We start from the raw sequence: 18,852 nt of genomic DNA, 5'->3' as shown, positions 1-18,852 counted from the left end.
AGTGGTCGGAGGGCGAGCTCGCGTCCGTTGAGACGGCGGCGGGCTGGTGACCGAGGCCGTTGAGGAGCGGGACGGCCTGCTCACGCAGTGCCCAGGCCGGTCCCACCAGGCCGACGACCGCCAGAACCGTGAGCGCGATGCCTCCGCCTTCGGGGCGTACAGAGCGCGGCGCGGCTTTTCGGGCGTGGCGTCGCCGAGGCCCGGTCACGGGGTGCCGCCGAGGGCCCGTCCGTGTGCGTCGACGAGGCGGCTGGTCTGCTGGTGCAGCCACTCCAGCTCGGCAGAGGTGACGATGAGCGCGCCATCGAGGGTCGAGCCGTCATCCAAGTGGAACTCGATGGGAATCGATCCCTGCCTGGCCGGCGGGTCGTAGACCGCGTCCCGTCCGGCCGAGAGCGTGGCGTGGGTGGCCCTCACCGGCACGGGACTGAGCGTCGTTCCGTCGGCGGGCGCGGACCAGGGGGCCCCGCCCCCAGGCGGACGCAGGTGGTACGTCGTAGCAGAGCCCTCACCAGGGAGAGCGACTACGACACCCACACGGCCATCGCGAGCGCTGTCCGTGGCGAGGTCGCCGAGCAGTGGGCGGAAGGGTGCTGCCGTACCTAACTCGGTTCCCTGCGAAGGAGGATGAGAAGAACGTCGTCGCGTCATGCCCCGAAGTTAGGGACAGGACGAGCCTCGAATATGAGCCGGAGGAATACGACCCCTATCCGTCCAGGTGAAAGCGGTCGGACATGTGCCGCAGCTTCTCCCTCGTGGCTGCTCGTTCCGCGTAGACGATGCTGCGGAGCGTTGAACGGGCGATGGGGTGGTTCCGTACGAGCTGCGGCGCGATCCGCTCTGCCGTCTCCAGCTCGGTGAGGGCCTTTGCCCGGTTTCCGTCCCACAGCCAGGCCCGCGCCACGTCCATGTGGTGGTGTCCCTGACGGGAGTTGGGCAGTGAACCGATCAAGCTCGGGCTGGTGCGGCGGTTTATCTCCAGCGCCTTGCCCTGCTTGCCCATTTCCAGGGCCACGCTGATCGCGTGGATCTGCACGTTCCCGGCGGAGAACGTCAGCGAATGCCGGTCGTACACCGGTGCCCCTACGTACGCGTCCATGCGTTCCGCCGCGTCCTTCGCGTGCCCGATCCGGTCCTCCGCTTCCGATGGGCGGTTGGCCCGAGCAGCGGAGATGGCTGCTCGAAGCTGAAGCGTGCCCCAAGCCCGTACGGCCAGCGGATCACCGTGCTCGTACGGCTGTTGCACCGAGGCGATCGCCTTGTCCGAGAGGGTCAGAGCGTCGGCCCAGTCAGCCGTCGCCCACATGTCCCAGACGCGCATCCAGTCGGCGACGGCAGGCAGCACCGGGTCTCCCGACAACCTGGCAGACCACGCGGCCCGTTCGCACGCCATGGCCACCAGCTCCGGGTGTCCGAGGGCGTGCGCGGCGGTGTGCGCGAACTTACAGCACACGGCGTAGATGGCATACGCCTCCTCCCGCTCGTGCCCGTCCGAGTCCTCCGCCAGCGCGCGCTTCCCGGAACAGGTCCGGGAGAACTCGGAGGATCGCGACGTTGGAGGCGGTGTCCCGCAGGCGGTGCAGTCGGGTCACCTCACGCCATAGCTGTGAGGCCGGTCGGGGAACCCCGTCGAAGACGGGAACGAGGTCGTAGCGACGCAGCTCGCGCAGGATCGACGAGGCAGCGATCTGCCACTGGCTGTCGTCGGGGGAGCTGCTGTACGGGCGTCCGATCAGGTCGTTCGGATGGACGTGCAGCTCTGCGGCCACCTGGTTGAGCAGGCCGACCCGGTCCAGCTCGATCAGTCCACGCTCCATCTTCGACACCCAGCCCTGCGACTTCCCGAGGGCCGTCGCCAGGTCGGCCTGCGGCATGCCCAGCCGCAGCCTCGCCCTGCGAGCGCGCTTGCCGATCTCCTCGGCTTCCTCCAGCATCAGGACACCTCCCGGCCGCCGGACGATCCGGCGCGACCGCCGGTCTGTCCGTACAGAGTTCGTCTCCTGCACGGTACCCATGACGCGGCTTCAGCGTGAGACGAGCTGCAAGGACCGTCGGGGCCGCGGCCCGTGTACCGCTGTCCCGTCCTGAACGGCGAGTCCGAGACCGGAGGCACTTCTGTCCGCCATCAGTGCCCAGACGGCCATCAGGCATTGATTCCAAAGCCGCCGGTGCCGAACGACAGCGGATCATGGGGTGAGGAACTTTCCACGTCGCGCACCGCCGGAGGCAGCCAGTGATCACCGTGACCGTCCTCCACCCTGGAACCATGGGCGCGGCGATCACCGCCGAGCTCGTGGCCGGCGGCCATGAGGCGCTGTCGGTGACCAAGGGCCGCAGTGAGAACACCTGGGTCCGAGGGAGGGAGGCTGGTGCCACGGCGTACGACTCGCTCGCGGAGGCGCTGTCCAGAAGCGCGGTCGTTCTCTCGATCTGCCCACCACAGGCGGCGGAGGACGTCGCGGCGGCGGTGGCAGCGCACGGCTTCGCGGGGGTGTACGCCGATGTCAACGCCATCAGCCCTCAACGCGTACGGCGCATCGCTGACGAGATCCGCCCCGGCTCCGCAGTTGTCGACGGTGCCGTTTTCGGTCAGCCGCCGGGCGAGGGGCGTGTCACACGGCTCTATCTCGCAGGGGCCGACTCTGCCGTCGAGCTGGTGGCGTCGCTGTTCACGGACTCTGCGCTGCATGTGTGCCGCGTGGGGGACACAGTCGGTTCCGCTTCCGCGCTGAAGATGGCCTTCTCCAGCTACCAGAAGGCCGCCCGCACCCTCGCCGGAGTCGCTCACGCGCTCGCCGACGCCCATGGAGTCGGTGCCCAGCTCACGGCCGAAGCCGAGATCATGATCTCCGCGATCCTTTCCGATCCGGAGTACCTGCCGAGTGTTGCAGCCCGAGCCTGGCGCTGGGCACCTGAGATGGAAGAGGTCGCCGACACCCTCCGCGCGGCCGACCTGCCCCCGGACATGGCCAAGGCCACGGCTCGGGTACTCGCTTTCTGGGAGCAGGACAAGGACCAGTACGACTTGCCGGTCGTGCACACCCTCTCCCAGCTCCGTTCAGAAAAGAGCCGTTGATTCGTTCACGCTGAGGGGTAGCCGCTGGACGATCACCTCCGCCGAGGGCGAGACGCGGGAATGGTGAGTGGGGCCGTCGCCGCAGGAGCGGGCGAGGGCACGTGGCGTAGCCCGGTGCTGCGAGCTTGTGCCGCCGGAGCTCGTCGACTGGGAGCCGGCCTCCGCGAGAGCCGCTGTACGCGCCAGGTGAGGGTGCGTGCCGGGGAGCGTGCGTCGTCGAGGGCTCGTTCGTCTGCTGCCTGCTGCAGCAGGCGTTTGGGGGCGTGGCCCGCTGCCTCTGCTTCGGCCAATGCGGTGGTGAGCGCCTGCGAGGCAGAGTCGGCGAGGATCTGGTCGGCGTACGCCAGGGCGGCCTGGCGGATGAGCCGGACGTATTGGTCCGCAAAATTCTGGGGCGGTCGGCGTTGGCCGAGGACCAGTAGGGGCGTGGCTGCCGTGTGGTCGTAGGCGGCCCGGAGGTGGAGCAGGCTCTTGTGGGCTGCGACGACCTGTTGCTCGTGCTCCCGCCGGTCGTGCCAGCGTGCGGCGGCGATGACGGCGAGGAGTGCAGCGTCGAGGAACATAGCCAAGGCGGCTCCGTCCTTCGGTGCCGGCTCGCGAAGCATCGCCTTGACCGCGCCGCGTAGGGCACGAGCGTGGTGATGCTCGCCGCGGACGCGCGAACGGGTAGCGCGCTCGAAAGCTGAGGCCGCTGAGCGGAGTTCGGTACGAATGTCCGGCGGTGCGGTGAGAGCTACGGCGTCGAGCGCTTCGCCGAAGGCGGCCAGGTGGGCCTGGGCGGCTTCGGCGTCCGGCTGGTCGAGGTGGTGGGGGGTGCGCTCGGTGGCTGCGGTGGCTTGATGCCATGGGTGCGGCCTGAGACGCTCCTCGGCGGCGGACGCTGGAACCTCTGCTGCGGCGAGACGGCTCTGGATCTTCGGGAGGGAGAGATCCGGCGCCAGCGTGGAACCGGAGAACCACACTGGTTCTGCTTTGGCGTTCCGGTCGTTCTCCAGGGCGACCTTGTAGCCGCGTGGTTCTCCTGAGGGGAAGTGCAGGATCTCGACGAAGACTCCCTTGGTGTGGGTGAGCAGACCGAGGAACTCGTCGGTATCGGTGGCGGCAGCCGCCGCTGTGCGGACCACGGTGCGCAGGCGTTCGCGGGCAGCCTTGACCTGGCCGTTTCGCAGGGCCTTCTCCTGTTCGGCGCGATGGGGCCGTTTGGCGGCGGTGCGGTCACCGCGGATGACCCGTTGCAGCCCGTATTCCTTCTCGATGGCTGCGAGTTCGCGGTCAGCGGTGAGGTAGTCGTTCCAGTGACGTGCTGAGCGGAGGTCACCTCGGACCTTTGTGGCGGCGATGTGGATGTGATCGGGGGCGTGGCGTACGGCGATCCAGCGGCAGCCGTCCGGGTCGTCTGCCGGTGCGATGCCGGTGGCCGCGACGACGCGGCGGGCGATGTCCGCCCACTCGCCGGGACTTCCGCTTCTACGACCTCCGTCACACCGGCCACACCTTGTCCACCCAGTCTGGGGCCACGCTCAAGGACACGATGGTCCGCGCCGGCCAGTCCTCGGAGAAGGCTGCGCTGATCTACCAGCACTCCGATGGGGAGCGGCAGCGGGAGGTTGCGAAAGGTATCGATGCCAAGGTTTGTGCCGTCAGGCAGAAGGCGGTAGCTGAGGCATCGCAGGTGCATGAAGTCTGAGGGGCGCCTTGGAGGGAAAGCCGTATTGCGCTGAGTGCTCAGGCTGAGCCCCAGGCGCCTCCATGACTGAGTATGTGAAGCCTATGCGGCTGTGGTAGGTCGCTTAAACTCCCAGTGGATCTCGGGGCGGGCCATCGCGAGCCTGCGGAGCATGTTCTGGAACCGATTCTCATTGACCTGAAACTGCCCGTACGGGCCCTTGCTGAGCGCGTCCATGATGTAGTCGAGCGCCGCACGCTCTTGCGCCTCGGAAGCGAGCACACTCACGTCAAGGACAAGAAGTTCGGGCCTGTAGACGACGAAGGCCCAGCGCTCGTCGGAGTAGAGCAAGCGCTCTGGGAACGTGCGCAGACCTCGGCGTACGATCTGAGTGCGGACAGCTTGCAGGCGCGTGATCCGCAGACGATCCATCCCTTCCCGGTCGCGCACCCAAGCGTTGCGGATGACGGCCGAGCCGTTGTTCTTGTCCACCGCAGCTTCGATCGAGTCGAGCGTGCTGGTGCGTACGTAGACCATGGACGCGCCTCTCCTGTAAACCGTTCGTTAACAGGAGACATCGTCACCGTCACAGCGCGTCTATGAATCGAATTGTTGAGTTTCCAGCCTGCAGGGCTGGTTTGAGTGGTAGCGCAAAAGTTCGGCGGTGTTGTTCATCGGCGGCGACGGCCTGGCTTGCCGCAGCCGGAGGGATTGGCTGGTGACGGCTCAGGTGAGGGAGGAGTGAAGCGGGGCAACTGCGTACTTGCCGCGAGCCTTGTTCATCCTGGATGGCGCAGACCGCGTAAGGGGATCTCGGGATCCGAGAAGTCTTAGTTGCCGCGCTGCGATCTGGACGCCATCTGCCTCTTCGGCTGTGGATCGATCTGGGCGACTTAGGGCACGCGGAGGGCACGCCACTCTCTAACAGGTCTAGACAACAAGAAAGCCCCGGGCCGTCGGCCTGGGGCTTGATGTGGAGCGGGTGACGAGAATCGAACTCGCGCTCTGAGCTTGGGAAGCTCATGTTCTACCATTAAACTACACCCGCGAAGCGTGCCGATCGCCGGCGCTGCATCGTTCCACACTCTACCCCATGCCAGGCCCCCGGCGGATGAGCCGTGGGGCCTCCGTGCTGTGTGTCCGGTGGGGGAGGGGGTGTGGACGGGGGTGTGATGGGCGGGAGTTGGGGGCGTAGCGTGGGTGGTCGGAGTGCCGCGTGGAGTGGCGTCCTGTTCATCCCCTAATGTGGCTTTCTCGTCCATATGTGGTTGGGGAAGGGACTTGATGGATCCGATGGAGCGCACCGTCGTCCGCTGTGCCGAAGGGCATGTTTTTGCTACCTCGTCGTTCCCGCTGCAGCAGCTCGGGGCCGACCGGATCGGGCCCGGGCGGTTGATCCGGTGTCCTCGGTGTGCCCGGTTGCGGCAGGCCGTGCCGGTGGCGTTCGAGAAGCGGTAGGGCGCAGGGGTCGTAACGGTGGTAACAGCAGGGGGAGCAAGCGGCGGTAGGCCGTGGCGGGCAGCACGTGGCGGTGGCAGTAGTCACGGGGAAAGCCGGCCCGGGGAGTGGTGGTGGTAGCCGTTGGGGGCACGTGCGTAGTGGTCGGCAGCCGTGGCGGCGGGCGCGAGGGGGCGCGTAGGTAGCGGGGCGGAGGTGTTCCGCAGGCGCGCGGGTGGTCCGGTTGGGGCGGGCTCGCGCGTTCTGCGTATCCTCGGGAGGTGCTTCTCTCAGACAAGGACATCCGGGCCGAGATCGACATCGGCCGAGTCCGTATTGATCCGTACGACCCTTCGATGGTGCAGCCGTCGAGCATCGACGTGCGGCTGGACCGCTACTTCCGGGTGTTCGAGAACCACCGGTACCCGCACATCGATCCGGCCGTCGAGCAGCCCGATCTGACCCGTACGGTCGAGCCGGAGGGTGACGAGGCGTTCATCCTGCACCCCGGGGAGTTCGTGCTGGCGTCCACGTACGAGGTGATCTCGCTCCCCGACGATCTGGCCTCGCGGCTGGAGGGCAAGAGTTCGCTCGGGCGGCTCGGGCTGGTGACGCACTCGACGGCCGGGTTCATCGACCCCGGGTTCTCCGGGCACGTGACCCTGGAGCTGTCGAACCTCGCGACCCTGCCGATAAAGCTCTGGCCGGGCATGAAGATCGGGCAGCTCTGCCTGTTCAAGCTGACCTCGTCCTCCGAGTTCCCGTACGGCTCCGAGCGGTACGAGTCGCGGTACCAGGGGCAGCGGGGGCCGACGGCCTCGCGGTCGTTCCAGAACTTCCATCGGACCCAGGTGTGATCAACCATGGCTAGTGACGTGCGGGAAAACCTGACCTACGAGGGCTTCGGGCGGGCCGTGCGCGAGTTGGCGCAGGCCGTCGCCGACGACGGGTACGAGCCCGACGTCGTCCTCAGCATCGCTCGGGGTGGTGTCTTCGTCGCCGGTGGGCTCGCCTACGCGCTCGACTGCAAGAACATCCATCTGGTCAACGTGGAGTTCTACACGGGGGTGGGCACCACTCTGGACATGCCCGTCATGCTGGCGCCCGTGCCCAACGCGATCGACTTCTCGAAGAAGAAGGTCCTGATCGCGGATGACGTCGCCGATACGGGCAAGACGCTCAAGCTCGTCCACGACTTCTGCGTCGACCATGTCGCCGAGGTGCGCAGCGCCGTCATCTACGAGAAGTCCCACTCCCTCGTGAAGTGCGAGTACGTGTGGAAGAAGACCGATCAGTGGATCAACTTCCCGTGGAGCGTGGAGAAGCCCGTCGTGCGGCGGGACGGGCAGATTCTCGACGCGTAGCCCCCCCCGTAGGGCCCCCGGTGGCCCGGTGGCCGCACAGTCCTGAGTGTCCGTGTACGGAGAAGGCCCCCGAGGGCGTGCGCGTTCTGCGCCGCTCCGGGGGCCTTCTCGTGCGTAACGCGGCTTACTAGATCGTGCCCAGCTTGATGATCGACAGCAGCGCGATCAGCTGGATCGCCGATGCTCCCAGCGCCTTCGGCCACGGCAGGTCGTGCGACTTGCTGACCATCGACGTGAAGAGTGCCCCGGCGGCCAGCCAGGTCAGCCAGCCCACGATCTGGACCAGGAGGTTCTCGCCGCCCAGGAAGAGGGCGAAGAGGAGGCGCGGGGCGTCGGTCATCGACATGATCAGCATCGACAGGCTCACCGTCGGCTGCCACGAGCCCGTGCCGCCGAGCTGGCGGGCCAGGGTGTGGGTCACCGCGCCGAGGACCAGGCCGCCGACGACGAAGCCGACGCCGGTGAACAGGACGTACGGGATGGCTGTCGAGATCGTCGCGTTGATCGCTTCTTCGCGCGCCTGGTCGAAGCCGAACAGCGCCAGCAGGCCGTAGACGAACGTGATGACCAGCGCCGGACCCCAGACCGGGTAGTCCCGCATCTGCCAGAACGTCGGCCCCGGGCGCGCCACGATGCCGGTCAGCAGTTCCTTCCAGCGCAGGCGCGGGCCCGGCGGCGGGGCGGGGGCGGAGCCGGCCTGGTAGGTGTTGCCGCCGTTGTACGGGTCCTCGTCGACGCGGAACGCCTGGGTGTGACCCGGGTTGTTGGCGTACGGGTCATGGGGCGCGGGGTCCGCGTACGGGTCGCCGAAGTACTCCGGCTCGCCGTGGCCGTGGGGGCCCTGGCCGTGTCCGCCGTGTCCGGCCTGTCCGCCGCGTCCGCCCGGCCCGGGGCCCGCGTAGCCGCCGGCCGCGTTGTACGGGGCGCCTTGCGGTGGCCCGTACGGCGGTGGCGCTCCGGCGTTGCCGGGGCTTCCTGACGTCGGCCACGGCTGAGCACCGTACGGCGGCTGTGGTGCCTGCCCACCGTACGGCTGCTGCCGCTGCTGCTGCGGTTGTTGCGGGGTGCGGTTGTCCCGGCCGCGTCCGATCCTGAATCCAGCCACCCGTCGAACGTACCTGGTCCCCGGGGGTGAGGGGTGGGGGCCGGGGGAACCCGTCCGCCTTTGCGGCCGAGCTGTGACATCCCCTAGGGGCCGTACCTCGGGCCCTGGGAGGAGGAGGTCAGGGGGAGTTCAGGGGAGGAACAGCGCCGTGGAGAAGGTGAGGACCGGTTCGTCCGTGGTACCCGCCGTGTAGAGGGCGATCAGGTCCTGGCGCTCGCCCCGGTACGTCCGCACCACCGAGTCCTGCTTCCTGTCGGCGTCGTAGTCGCCGTGGTCCAGGAGGGTGGTGCGGGTGGTCCCCGTCCCCTTCAACGGCGCGCTGGGGAGTTCCTCCGCCCGGAACGCGTAGGCGCCGCCCGGCCGGGACGGGCCCTTCGCGGTGCCGAGCAGCAGGGTGCCCCTGGTCGCCTGGCCGGGGGCGTGCGGGCGGGCGGCGGCGACGAGGTCGTCGTAGCCGTCCCCGTCGGTGTCGGGCCCGGGCTCGGGGGCGTAGAGGTACGGGCCGCCGTCGGGGAGCAGTTCCGCGCTGCGCGGGGCCCCGGTGCGGGTGAAGGGGCCGTGCAGGAAGGTGACCTGGCCGGCGCCGGCGGTGACCGCGAGGTCGGCCTCGCCGTCGCCGTCGAAGTCGCCGCAGACCGGCTGCTCGGGCCATTCGTCGCCGGAGCGGGCCTTCTGCGGGATGCGTACCGTGACCGCCTTGCCCGTCAGGCCCTGCGGGGAGCCGAAGAGGATCTGCAGGGGGACGGGCGGGGCGCCGATGCCGTTGTACGGGGGATCGGTGGAGACGATCAGGTCGGTGAAGCCGTCCCGGTCCAGGTCGCAGGCCGACTCGGCGTCGAACGCGGCGGGCAGGGTGTCGCCGGACTTCGCCGCGTTCGCCCGGGCGCTCAGCAGTTGCCGGGCGCCCGGGTCCAGGGGGCGGTCGTCGGAGCCGTAGACGACGCCGATGCCCGCGTCGTCGCCGTGGCTGTCCTCGGGGGCCTTCACCAGGTCGTCGATGACCAGGTCGCGGTGGCCGTCGCCGTTGAAGTCGTACGGGACGCGGCTGCCGGATCCTCGCGGTACGGGGACGCGCGCCGTGTCCGCCCGGGTCCCGGACTGTGCCTTCGGCGGGGCGTCGCCGTTCTTGTCCCCGGAAGCGGCGGACGACGGTGCGTCGGCGGCCGAGGGGCTCCCGCAGCCGGTGAGGGCGAGCAGCACACCGGCGCAGCCCGCGGCGAGGGCGGCCGTCGCCCTGGTGGTGACCGCTGCCTTCGGGTGCGTGATGCGTGGGCGCACGGGGCCTCGTTCGTCGCTCGTTCGTTGTTCGTCGTGTGCTGCCGCCCGCCGCCGCTGTTCGCTTCCGCCTTCGACGTTCGCTGTCCGTCTTCGGTCGGTGCGGGGTCCCCGGCCCGTGGCCGGGCGGGGGCTCCGGGGCACATGATGCTCCGGATACGTCGTCGCGTACATGGCCGGGTTCACCGTCCGCCTGCGGCGGTCGTCACGTCCGGCGGGCGGGCGGGGCCGCTGTGCCCCACGAAGAAGCGGCCGGTCCTGCCCCCGAGGCAGGTCCGGCCGCTCATCGCGTCGACGCGTTACGTCACTGTGCCGGTTCGGGCTCCGGCGCGTCCACCTGCTCCGACTCGCCGGCCGGATCGGCCGGGGTCTTCACGGACTCCAGGAGGAGCTGCGAGACGTCCACGACCTGGATGGACTCCTTGGCCTGGCCGTCGTTCTTCTTGCCGTTGACCGAGTCGGTCAGCATGACGAGGCAGAACGGGCAGGCGGTGGAGACGATGTCCGGGTTGAGGGCGAGGGCTTCCTCGACGCGCTCGTTGTTGACGCGCTTGCCGATCCGCTCCTCCATCCACATCCGGGCGCCACCGGCGCCACAGCAGAAGCCGCGCTCCTTGTGGCGGTGCATCTCCTCGTTCCGCAGCCCCGGGACCTTCGCGATGATCTCGCGCGGCGGGGTGTAGATCTTGTTGTGGCGGCCCAGGTAGCACGGGTCGTGGTACGTGATCAGGCCCTCGACCGGGGTCACCGGGATCAGCTTGCCCTCGTCGATGAGGTGCTGGAGCAGCTGCGTGTGGTGGATGACCTCGTACTCGCCGCCGAGCTGCGGGTACTCGTTCGCGATCGTGTTGAAGCAGTGCGGGCAGGTTGCGACGATCTTCTTCGACGACTTGGGCTTCTTCGTCGTCGTGTCACCTTCCTCGCCTTCGGCGGAGTCCTCGCCAAACGCCATGTTCAGCATGGCCACGTTCTCCTGGCCGAGCTGCTGGAACAGCGGCTCGTTGCCCAGGCGGCGGGCGGAGTCACCGGTGCACTTCTCGTCGCCGCCCATGATCGCGAACTTGACGCCCGCGATGTGCAGCAGCTCCGCGAAGGCCTTCGTCGTCTTCTTGGCCCGGTCCTCCAGGGCGCCCGCGCAGCCGACCCAGTACAGGTAGTCGACCTCGGTGAGGTCCTCGACGTCCTTCCCGACGATCGGGACCTCGAAGTCGACCTCCTTGGTCCACTCGACGCGCGCCTTCTTGGCCAGCCCCCAGGGGTTGCCCTTCTTCTCCAGGTTCTTGAGCATCGTGCCCGCCTCGGACGGGAACGCGGACTCGATCATCACCTGGTAGCGGCGCATGTCGACGATGTGGTCGATGTGCTCGATGTCGACCGGGCACTGCTCGACGCAGGCGCCGCAGGTGGTGCAGGACCACAGGACGTCCGGGTCGATGACGCCGTTCTCCTCGGCGGTGCCGATGAGGGGGCGCTCGGCCTCGGCGAGGGCGGCCGCGGGCACGTCCTTGAGCTGCTCCTCGGTGGCCTTCTCGTTGCCCTCCATGTCCTTGCCGCCGCCGGCCAGGAGGTAGGGGGCCTTGGCGTGCGCGTGGTCGCGCAGCGACATGATCAGGAGCTTGGGGGAGAGGGGCTTGCCGGTGTTCCAGGCGGGGCACTGGGACTGGCAGCGGCCGCACTCGGTGCAGGTGGAGAAGTCGAGGATGCCCTTCCAGGAGAACTGCTCGACCTGGGAGACACCGAAGACCGCGTCCTCGGCCGGGTCCTCCCAGTCGATCTCCTTGCCGCCCGACGTCATCGGCTGGAGGGCGCCTAGCGCGACGTCGCCGTCGGCGTTCCGCTTGAACCAGATGTTCGGGAAGCCGAGGAAGCGGTGCCAGGCGACACCCATGTTGGTGTTGAGCGAGACCGTGATCATCCAGATCAGCGAGGTGCCGATCTTGATCATCGCGGTGAGGTAGATGAGCGTCTGGAGCGTGCCGAGGCTCAGCCCCTCGAAGGCGAGGACCAGCGGGTACGACACGAAGTACGCGGCGTCGTAGCTCTCGACGTGGTGGATCGCGCCCTCGAGGCCGCGCAGCACCAGGATCGCGAGGCCGATGATCAGGATGATGTACTCGACGAAGTACGCCTGCCAGGCCTTCGAGCCCGCGAAGCGCGACTTGCGGCCGGCCCGGGAGGGCAGGTTCAGCAGCCGGATCGCCATCAGGGCCACGATGCCGACGACCGTCATCAGGCCGATGAACTCGATGTACATCTCGAACGGCAGCCAGCCGCCGATGATCGGCAGCACCCAGTCCGCCTGGAAGAGCTGTCCGTACGCCTGGAGCAGCGTCGGCGGCAGCGTCAGGAAGCCGATGGCGACGAACCAGTGGGCGAAGCCGACGATTCCCCACCGGTTCATCCGGGTGTGGCCGAGGAACTCCTTGACCAGGGTGATCGTCCGCTGCTTGGGGTCGTCGGTGCGGCTGCCTGCTGGTACCGGCTGTCCGAGACGGACGAAGCGGTAGATCTGCGCGACGGCTCGGGTGATGAGCGCAACGCCGACGACCGTCAGCACCAGCGACACAATGATCGCGGCGAGTTGCATTTCGGGGCTCCTCGGGCCTGCGAGAGCGGGATCCAGTTACTACTGCCCACTACTACTAAGCAGTAACTTAATTAGTCTGTGCTGACACTATCCACTTATTCCACCGTGCTGTAGCCGGGTCGTCGGTGATCTGCGTCGCTCAGGTGTGCCTTGGCCCGACGGGCCCTCCGGAGCCGCGTCCGCAGGGGAGCGCTTGCGGCTTCGGCGAGGATCGCCAGGTCGAGCACCACTCCATGGTGCTCTGCGTAGTGCTGGTCCAGCAGAGCGGGGTCGTCCCACGGCATGCCGGAGCGGGCGCGCACCTGCGCGAGACCGGTCAGGCCCGGCCTCAGCTCCTGTCGCCACTGCCGGGCGCCGGACCTGGTGGCCCGCGGGTCGCCAGGGGCCAGCGGTGCGGGGCCGACCAGGGAGAGGTCGCCGCGTACGACGTGGGGCAGGCGGGAGAACAGGTCCAGCCGGAACCACCGGGTGCGCAGGCTGCGCAGCTCGAAGACCTTGCCGCCCAGGCCGGTCCGGGGTCGGCGGTCCCAGGCGCCGCCCGGGGCGCGCCGCACGCACAGGGCGAGGGCCGCCACGCCGACGGCCGGGGCGGTGAGGATCAGGAGGGCGGTGCCGAGGGTCAGGTCCAGGACGCGTTCGGCGGGTGTGCGCGGGAGGAAGCGGTCCGCGAGCCGGCCGGCCCGGTCGGCGAGGTCGGCCAGGTGGGCCACGGGGGGCGAGGGGAACTGGCCCCTGGCCGTGCCTGTCGCTGTCCGGTACGGGGACGGGTCCGGGGGCCGGCGCGGGTGCGGGGCCGCGTACGGACGGGGGCGCGGGTGCGCCTTGTGCGGTTTCGGGCCCTGCGGCTCCGCTGCGCGCGGCACCGGGCGGGGCTGGGGCTGCGACGGGTGGGGCTGGGCCGGGAGGGGAAGCGGCTGTTGCTGGGCCTTCTGGACCTGCTGGTCCTGGTTGCCTTGCCGACTCTTCCGGCCCTTCTGCTCCTTCCGGCCCTTCTGGCTCTTCTCGTTTCTCTGGCTTCTCTGGCTTCTCTGGTTCTTCCGCCGTACGCGCGGCTTCCTCGCGTTCTGCATCGCGCCCGCCCGGGGTTCGAGGTTCGATGGTGTGACGATCCACGGTGAAACCTGCCGTTCGGTGACGGTTGTGACCGTCTCGCGGCAATTTGTGACAGAACGATCCCACGGTGAGACGGTGGGACGGGTGGTGCGCGCGGGGTGTGGCGTGTGCGGGTGCGGTCGTGGGGTGGTTTGGGAGGGTGGACGCGCCCTGGGTGTGCTCTATGTGAGCACTTAAGTTGAGCGTAAGAGACTCAGGTCTGTTGACTCGGGCGTCGGCGTCATGCATCCTTGAGTCAGATCCACTCAAGTAGTCAGTTGGAGGAATTGAAATGGCACGTGCGGTCGGCATCGACCTGGGCACGACTAACTCCGTCGTCAGCGTTCTCGAAGGCGGCGAGCCCACCGTCATCACCAACGCCGAAGGCGCCAGGACCACGCCGTCCGTCGTCGCCTTCGCCAAGAACGGCGAGGTGCTCGTCGGCGAGGTCGCGAAGCGCCAGGCGGTCACCAACGTCGACAGGACCATCCGCTCCGTCAAGCGCCACATGGGCACTGACTGGAAGATCGACCTGGACGGCAAGAGCTTCAACCCGCAGCAGATGAGCGCCTTCATCCTGCAGAAGCTGAAGCGCGACGCCGAGTCCTACCTGGGCGAGAAGGTGACCGACGCGGTCATCACCGTCCCGGCGTACTTCAACGACTCCGAGCGTCAGGCGACGAAGGAGGCCGGCGAGATCGCGGGCCTGAACGTCCTGCGCATCGTCAACGAGCCGACCGCCGCCGCGCTGGCGTACGGCCTCGACAAGGACGACCAGACGATCCTCGTCTTCGACCTCGGTGGCGGCACCTTCGACGTGTCCCTCCTGGAGATCGGCGACGGCGTCGTCGAGGTGAAGGCCACCAACGGTGACAACCACCTCGGTGGTGACGACTGGGACCAGCGTGTCGTCGACTACCTGGTGAAGCAGTTCGCCAACGGGCACGGCGTGGACCTGTCCAAGGACAAGATGGCTCTCCAGCGTCTCCGCGAGGCCGCGGAGAAGGCGAAGATCGAGCTCTCGTCCTCGACCGAGACCACGATCAACCTGCCCTACATCACGGCGTCAGCCGAGGGCCCGCTGCACCTGGACGAGAAGCTCACGCGCTCGCAGTTCCAGCAGCTGACCGCGGACCTCCTGGACCGCTGCAAGACGCCGTTCCACAACGTCATCAAGGACGCGGGCATCCAGCTCTCCGAGATCGACCACGTCGTTCTCGTCGGTGGTTCCACCCGTATGCCCGCCGTCGCCGAGCTCGTCAAGGAGCTGACCGGCGGCCAGGAGGCCAACAAGGGTGTGAACCCGGACGAGGTCGTCGCCATCGGCGCCTCGCTCCAGGCCGGTGTCCTCAAGGGCGAGGTCAAGGATGTCCTGCTCCTCGACGTCACCCCGCTCTCCCTCGGCATCGAGACCAAGGGAGGGATCATGACCAAGCTCATCGAGCGCAACACCACGATCCCGACCAAGCGTTCCGAGATCTTCACGACGGCCGAGGACAACCAGCCGTCCGTGCAGATCCAGGTCTACCAGGGCGAGCGCGAGATCGCGGCGTACAACAAGAAGCTCGGGATGTTCGAGCTGACCGGTCTGCCGCCGGCCCCGCGCGGTGTGCCGCAGATCGAGGTCGCCTTCGACATCGACGCCAACGGCATCATGCACGTCGCAGCCAAGGACCTCGGCACCGGCAAGGAGCAGAAGATGACCGTCACCGGCGGCTCCTCGCTGCCGAAGGACGAGGTCAACCGGATGCGCGAAGAGGCCGAGAAGTACGCGGAGGAGGACCACGCCCGCCGCGAGGCCGCCGAGTCGCGCAACCAGGGCGAGCAGCTCGTCTACCAGACGGAGAAGTTCCTCAAGGACAACGAGGACAAGGTCCCCGGTGACGTGAAGACGGAGGTGGAGACCGCCGTCGGCGAGCTGAAGGAGAAGCTCAAGGGCGAGGACTCCGCCGAGATCCGCACGGCCACCGAGAAGGTCGCGGCCGTCTCCCAGAAGCTGGGCCAGGCGATGTACGCCAACGCCCAGGCCGAGGGTGCGACCCCGGGCGCCGACGCCCCGGGTGACGGTCAGGCCAAGGCCGACGACGACGTCGTCGACGCCGAGATCGTGGACGACGAGAAGGACACCAAGGGCGGTGCGGCGTGACCGAGGAGACTCCGGGCTTCGAGGAGAAGCCCGACGTCCCCTCCGGCGCCACCCCTGATGACGCCGAGCCGAAGGCTGCCGACTCCTCCGAGGAGGAGGCGGCGGCCCCGGCCGGGGACCTCGACCCGACCGTCGGTCTGACCGCACAGCTGGACCAGGCACGCACCGCGCTCGGTGAGCGCACCGCGGACCTCCAGCGGCTCCAGGCCGAGTACCAGAACTACCGCCGCCGCGTCGAGCGGGACCGGGTCACGGTCAAGGAGATCGCTGTCGCGAACCTCCTGTCCGAGCTCCTGCCCGTCCTCGACGACGTCGGCCGCGCGCGGGAGCACGGCGAGTTGGTCGGCGGCTTCAAGTCGGTGGCCGAGTCGCTGGAGACCACCGTCGCGAAGCTGGGCCTCCAGCAGTTCGGCAAGGAGGGCGAGCCCTTCGACCCGACGATCCACGAGGCCCTGATGCACAGCTACGCGCCGGACGTCACCGAGACGACCTGCGTGGCGATCCTGCAGCCGGGGTATCGCATCGGCGAGCGCACCATCCGCCCCGCGCGGGTGGCCGTCGCCGAGCCGCAGCCGGGCGCCACGCCCGCCGCGGCCAAGGAAGAGAAGACAGACGACGAGGAGAGCGGTGGCACCGAGGAGGTCTGACGGCAACGCGTCTGACCACCACGGTGTCCACCGACCGGCCCGGCGGCCGGCCCACGGGCCGGCCGCTCGGCCGATCGTCCGGAAGGAGGGACGTCGATGAGCACGAAGGACTTCGTCGAGAAGGACTACTACAAGGTCCTCGGCGTCCCCAAGGACGCCACCGACGCCGAGGTCAAGAAGGCGTACCGGAAGCTCGCCCGCGAGTTCCACCCGGACGCCAACAAGGGCGACGCCAAGGCGGAGGAGCGCTTCAAGGAGATCTCCGAGGCGAACGACGTCCTCGGTGACCCCAAGAAGCGCAAGGAGTACGACGAGGCGCGCGCCCTCTTCGGCAACGGCGGTTTCCGCCCCGGCCCCGGTGGTGCCGGCGGCAACTTCAACTTCGACCTGGGCGACCTCTTCGGAGGCGGCGCCCAGGGCGGCGGACAGGGCGGCGCGGGCGGCGGCTTCGGCGGCGGCGGGGGCGGTCTCGGCGACGTCTTCGGCGGGCTGTTCAACCGCGGCGGCACGGGCACCCGTGTCCAGCCCAAGCGCGGCCAGGACATCGAGACCGAGGTGACGCTCAGCTTCACCGAGGCGGTCGACGGGGCCACGGTCCCGCTCCGGATGTCCAGCCAGGCGCCCTGCAAGGCGTGCTCCGGCACCGGCGACAAGAACGGCACCCCCAGGGTCTGCCCGACCTGCGTCGGCACCGGCCAGGTCTCGCGCGGCAGCGGCGGCGGCTTCTCGCTCACCGACCCCTGTGTGGACTGCAAGGGCCGGGGCCTCATCGCCCAGGACCCGTGCGACGTCTGCAAGGGAAGCGGCCGGGCGAAGTCGGCGCACACCATGCAGGTGAGGATTCCGGCGGGCGTCTCCGACGGCCAGCGGATCCGGCTGCGCGGCAAGGGCGGCGCGGGCGAACGCGGCGGCCCGGCCGGCGATCTGTACGTCGTCGTCCACGTCGACGCCCACCCGGTCTTCGGCCGCAAGGGCGACAACCTCACGGTCACCGTGCCCGTCACCTATCCGGAGGCGACGCTCGGCGGCGAGGTCAAGGTCCCCACTCTCGGCGGCCCCCCGGTCACCCTGAAGCTTCCCGCCGGCACCCCCAACGGGCGTACGATGCGCGCCCGGGGCAAGGGCGCGGTGCGCAAGGACGGCACCCGCGGCGACCTGCTGGTCACCGTGGAGGTCGCGGTCCCCAGGGACCTGGGCCAGGAGGCCAGGGACGCCCTGGAGGCCTACCGGAAGGCGACCGCGGACGAGGACCCGCGGGCGGACTTGTTCCAGGCTGCGAAGGGAGCTTGAGATGGACGGCCGTCGACGCAATCCGTACCAGCTGACCGATGAGACACCGGTGTACGTGATCTCGATCGCGGCCCAGCTCTCGGGCCTGCACCCGCAGACACTGCGTCAGTACGACCGTCTCGGCCTGGTCTCCCCGGACCGTACGGCCGGGCGCGGCCGGCGCTACTCGGCCCGCGACATCGAACTGCTGCGCACCGTGCAGCAGCTGTCGCAGGACGAGGGCATCAACCTCGCCGGCATCAAGCGGATCATCGAGCTGGAGAACCAGGTCGCGGCCCTCCAGCAGCGCGTCGCCGAGCTCTCGGCGACGGTGGACGGCGCGGCGGTCGCCATGCGGCAGCGCGAGGCCCAGGTGCACGCCTCGTACCGTCGGGACCTCGTGCCGTACCAGGACGTGCAGCAGACCAGCGCGCTGGTGGTCTGGCGGCCGAAGCCGAAGCGGCCGACGGACTGAGCCCATCGTCCGCCGAGGGGCCGGGAGAGCGTTCATCCGCTCTCCCGGCCCCTCGGCGTGTGCGGGGCGCGGGGCCTACGGCAGGAGCTCGCTGACGGCCTCGACCGCCGTCATCCACATCGGTTGGCCGCCGGTGCCGAACGCGGCGGCCAGCGCGTAGCCGATCGCCGCGTCGAGGGGCTCGACGGCGGCCCCGGCCCGCCATTCGGCGAGCACCTTCCGGTCGCCGTCCGAGGAGAAGTCCCCGAGGCGCTTGCCGTTCCGGGTCAGCCGACTGCTCGGGATCGAGTCGGGCACGAGCCGGTAGGACGTACCCGCGCAGCGGACGTCGACGCGGTAGGAGCGGCGGCGGAGTCTTCCCTTGCCGGGCGTGATCGTCGCTTTCCGGCCGTCCACGGTGAGCGTGAGGTGGCGGGGGTCGCGGGTGCCGATGGCGATGTGGTCGTCGACCGCCGCGCCGGGGGCGCGGGTGAGGACGACGCGGGGGATCCTCTCGCCGCTCACGACGAGCATCTCGCATTGCTCGCCCGCGAGTTCGACCAGGATCTCCCCGTGGTGGTCGTCCTCGACGGCGGCGGGTACGGGGGTGGTGTCGTTCATCCGGTCCGGTGGTCCTTCTGTCGCGAGGCGGGAACGCGTCAGGTCGGTCAGGCCTGACGTACGGAATTCTCGCAGGCGGCAGGGGAGTTCAGGAGACCACCGGTGTCCGCCAC

14 protein-coding genes, 1 tRNA gene and 3 pseudogenes are annotated in these 18,852 nt (G+C 69.1%); 8 read left to right on the top strand and 10 right to left on the bottom strand.

The features are described from left to right. Window positions 1–204 precede the first annotated feature (204 nt). Window positions 205–423: a hypothetical protein gene (locus tag AC3CH1_RS12675; protein ID WP_488462992.1), complete on the bottom strand. Its 219-nt coding sequence runs from the start codon at window positions 421–423 to the stop codon at window positions 205–207. 283 nt (window positions 424–706) lie between these two features. Next, window positions 707–1,934: pseudogene (locus tag AC3CH1_RS12670) on the bottom strand (helix-turn-helix domain-containing protein). Between the two features lie 299 nt (window positions 1,935–2,233). On the opposite strand from AC3CH1_RS12670, the gene AC3CH1_RS12665 reads away from it, so the two are divergent. Beyond that, on the top strand, window positions 2,234–3,076 hold the full coding sequence (locus AC3CH1_RS12665; protein ID WP_488462991.1) for an NAD(P)-dependent oxidoreductase: 843 nt from the start codon (window positions 2,234–2,236) through the stop codon (window positions 3,074–3,076). A 32-nt stretch (window positions 3,077–3,108) separates the two neighbouring features. On the opposite strand, the pseudogene AC3CH1_RS12660 reads toward AC3CH1_RS12665, so the two are convergent. Beyond that, a pseudogene (locus tag AC3CH1_RS12660) lies at window positions 3,109–4,536 on the bottom strand (mobilization protein); the annotation flags it as partial. Here AC3CH1_RS12660 and AC3CH1_RS12655 point away from each other — a divergent pair. Continuing rightward, window positions 4,530–4,763 (top strand): annotated as a pseudogene (locus AC3CH1_RS12655) (tyrosine-type recombinase/integrase); the annotation flags it as partial. The pseudogenes AC3CH1_RS12660 and AC3CH1_RS12655 sit on opposite strands and share 7 nt — an antisense overlap. A gap of 81 nt (window positions 4,764–4,844) precedes the next feature. Here AC3CH1_RS12655 and AC3CH1_RS12650 read toward each other — a convergent pair. After that, window positions 4,845–5,279, bottom strand: coding sequence for a hypothetical protein (locus AC3CH1_RS12650; RefSeq protein ID WP_488462990.1), 435 nt, complete (start codon window positions 5,277–5,279; stop codon window positions 4,845–4,847). Window positions 5,280–5,716: 437 nt separating this feature from the next. Then, window positions 5,717–5,790 (bottom strand) — tRNA-Gly (locus AC3CH1_RS12645). 670 nt (window positions 5,791–6,460) lie between these two features. Between AC3CH1_RS12645 and dcd the strand changes: the two genes are divergently transcribed. Both dcd and AC3CH1_RS12635 read left to right on the top strand, forming a co-directional pair. Beyond that, a complete protein-coding gene (dcd, locus tag AC3CH1_RS12640) occupies window positions 6,461–7,036 on the top strand; it encodes a dCTP deaminase (RefSeq protein WP_488462989.1) in 576 nt (191 codons plus the stop codon). A 6-nt stretch (window positions 7,037–7,042) separates the two neighbouring features. Further along, window positions 7,043–7,543 carry a phosphoribosyltransferase gene (locus AC3CH1_RS12635; RefSeq protein ID WP_488462988.1) on the top strand — a complete coding sequence of 167 codons (501 nt, stop codon included), beginning with the start codon at window positions 7,043–7,045 and terminating at the stop codon, window positions 7,541–7,543. A gap of 127 nt (window positions 7,544–7,670) precedes the next feature. On the opposite strand, the gene AC3CH1_RS12630 is transcribed toward AC3CH1_RS12635, so the two are convergent. The 4 genes from AC3CH1_RS12630 to AC3CH1_RS12615 form a co-directional block, all read right to left on the bottom strand. Further along, window positions 7,671–8,648 (bottom strand): Yip1 family protein, encoded by a 978-nt coding sequence (locus tag AC3CH1_RS12630; RefSeq protein WP_488462987.1) that lies wholly within the window; start codon window positions 8,646–8,648, stop codon window positions 7,671–7,673. A gap of 129 nt (window positions 8,649–8,777) precedes the next feature. Further along, window positions 8,778–9,926 (bottom strand): FG-GAP repeat domain-containing protein, encoded by a 1,149-nt coding sequence (locus tag AC3CH1_RS12625; RefSeq protein ID WP_488462986.1) that lies wholly within the window; start codon window positions 9,924–9,926, stop codon window positions 8,778–8,780. Window positions 9,927–10,227: 301 nt separating this feature from the next. Next, window positions 10,228–12,510, bottom strand: a complete 2,283-nt coding sequence (locus AC3CH1_RS12620) for a (Fe-S)-binding protein (RefSeq protein WP_488462985.1) — start codon at window positions 12,508–12,510, stop codon at window positions 10,228–10,230. A gap of 95 nt (window positions 12,511–12,605) precedes the next feature. Beyond that, window positions 12,606–13,220: a sugar transferase gene (locus AC3CH1_RS12615; protein ID WP_488462984.1), complete on the bottom strand. Its 615-nt coding sequence runs from the start codon at window positions 13,218–13,220 to the stop codon at window positions 12,606–12,608. Window positions 13,221–13,894: 674 nt separating this feature from the next. Between AC3CH1_RS12615 and dnaK the strand changes: the two genes are divergently transcribed. The 4 genes from dnaK (at window position 13,895) to AC3CH1_RS12595 (ending at window position 18,139) form a co-directional block, all read left to right on the top strand. Beyond that, the gene (gene dnaK, locus AC3CH1_RS12610; protein ID WP_488462983.1) at window positions 13,895–15,748 is read left to right on the top strand and encodes a molecular chaperone DnaK; all 1,854 of its coding nucleotides are present in this window, start codon (window positions 13,895–13,897) and stop codon (window positions 15,746–15,748) included. Further along, window positions 15,745–16,395, top strand: a complete 651-nt coding sequence (gene grpE / locus AC3CH1_RS12605) for a nucleotide exchange factor GrpE (RefSeq protein ID WP_361873196.1) — start codon at window positions 15,745–15,747, stop codon at window positions 16,393–16,395. The genes dnaK and grpE overlap by 4 nt, the downstream gene beginning before the upstream one ends. A 96-nt stretch (window positions 16,396–16,491) precedes the next feature. Beyond that, a complete protein-coding gene (dnaJ, locus tag AC3CH1_RS12600; protein WP_488462982.1) occupies window positions 16,492–17,685 on the top strand; it encodes a molecular chaperone DnaJ in 1,194 nt (397 codons plus the stop codon). Between the two features lies 1 nt (window position 17,686). Then, complete coding sequence (locus AC3CH1_RS12595) at window positions 17,687–18,139, top strand: heat shock protein transcriptional repressor HspR (RefSeq protein WP_488462981.1); 453 nt, start codon at window positions 17,687–17,689, stop codon at window positions 18,137–18,139. A 75-nt stretch (window positions 18,140–18,214) separates the two neighbouring features. On the opposite strand, the gene AC3CH1_RS12590 is transcribed toward AC3CH1_RS12595, so the two are convergent. Next, complete coding sequence (locus AC3CH1_RS12590) at window positions 18,215–18,739, bottom strand: hypothetical protein (RefSeq protein WP_488462980.1); 525 nt, start codon at window positions 18,737–18,739, stop codon at window positions 18,215–18,217. Between the last annotated feature and the right edge of the window lie 113 nt (window positions 18,740–18,852).

The sequence above is a fragment of the Streptomyces sp. MGP-P1 genome (assembly GCF_057766565.1).
This window is presented reverse-complemented; position numbering and strand designations above follow the sequence as displayed.

Coding starts and splice junctions, on each gene's coding strand:
- AC3CH1_RS12650 (WP_488462990.1), bottom strand. CDS start 5,279: ATGGTCTACGTACGCACCAGCACGCTCGACTCGATCGAAGCTGCGGTG.
- AC3CH1_RS12635 (WP_488462988.1), top strand. CDS start 7,043: ATGGCTAGTGACGTGCGGGAAAACCTGACCTACGAGGGCTTCGGGCGG.
- AC3CH1_RS12620 (WP_488462985.1), bottom strand. CDS start 12,510: ATGCAACTCGCCGCGATCATTGTGTCGCTGGTGCTGACGGTCGTCGGC.
- dnaK (WP_488462983.1), top strand. CDS start 13,895: ATGGCACGTGCGGTCGGCATCGACCTGGGCACGACTAACTCCGTCGTC.
- dnaJ (WP_488462982.1), top strand. CDS start 16,492: ATGAGCACGAAGGACTTCGTCGAGAAGGACTACTACAAGGTCCTCGGC.
- AC3CH1_RS12595 (WP_488462981.1), top strand. CDS start 17,687: ATGGACGGCCGTCGACGCAATCCGTACCAGCTGACCGATGAGACACCG.
- AC3CH1_RS12590 (WP_488462980.1), bottom strand. CDS start 18,739: ATGAACGACACCACCCCCGTACCCGCCGCCGTCGAGGACGACCACCAC.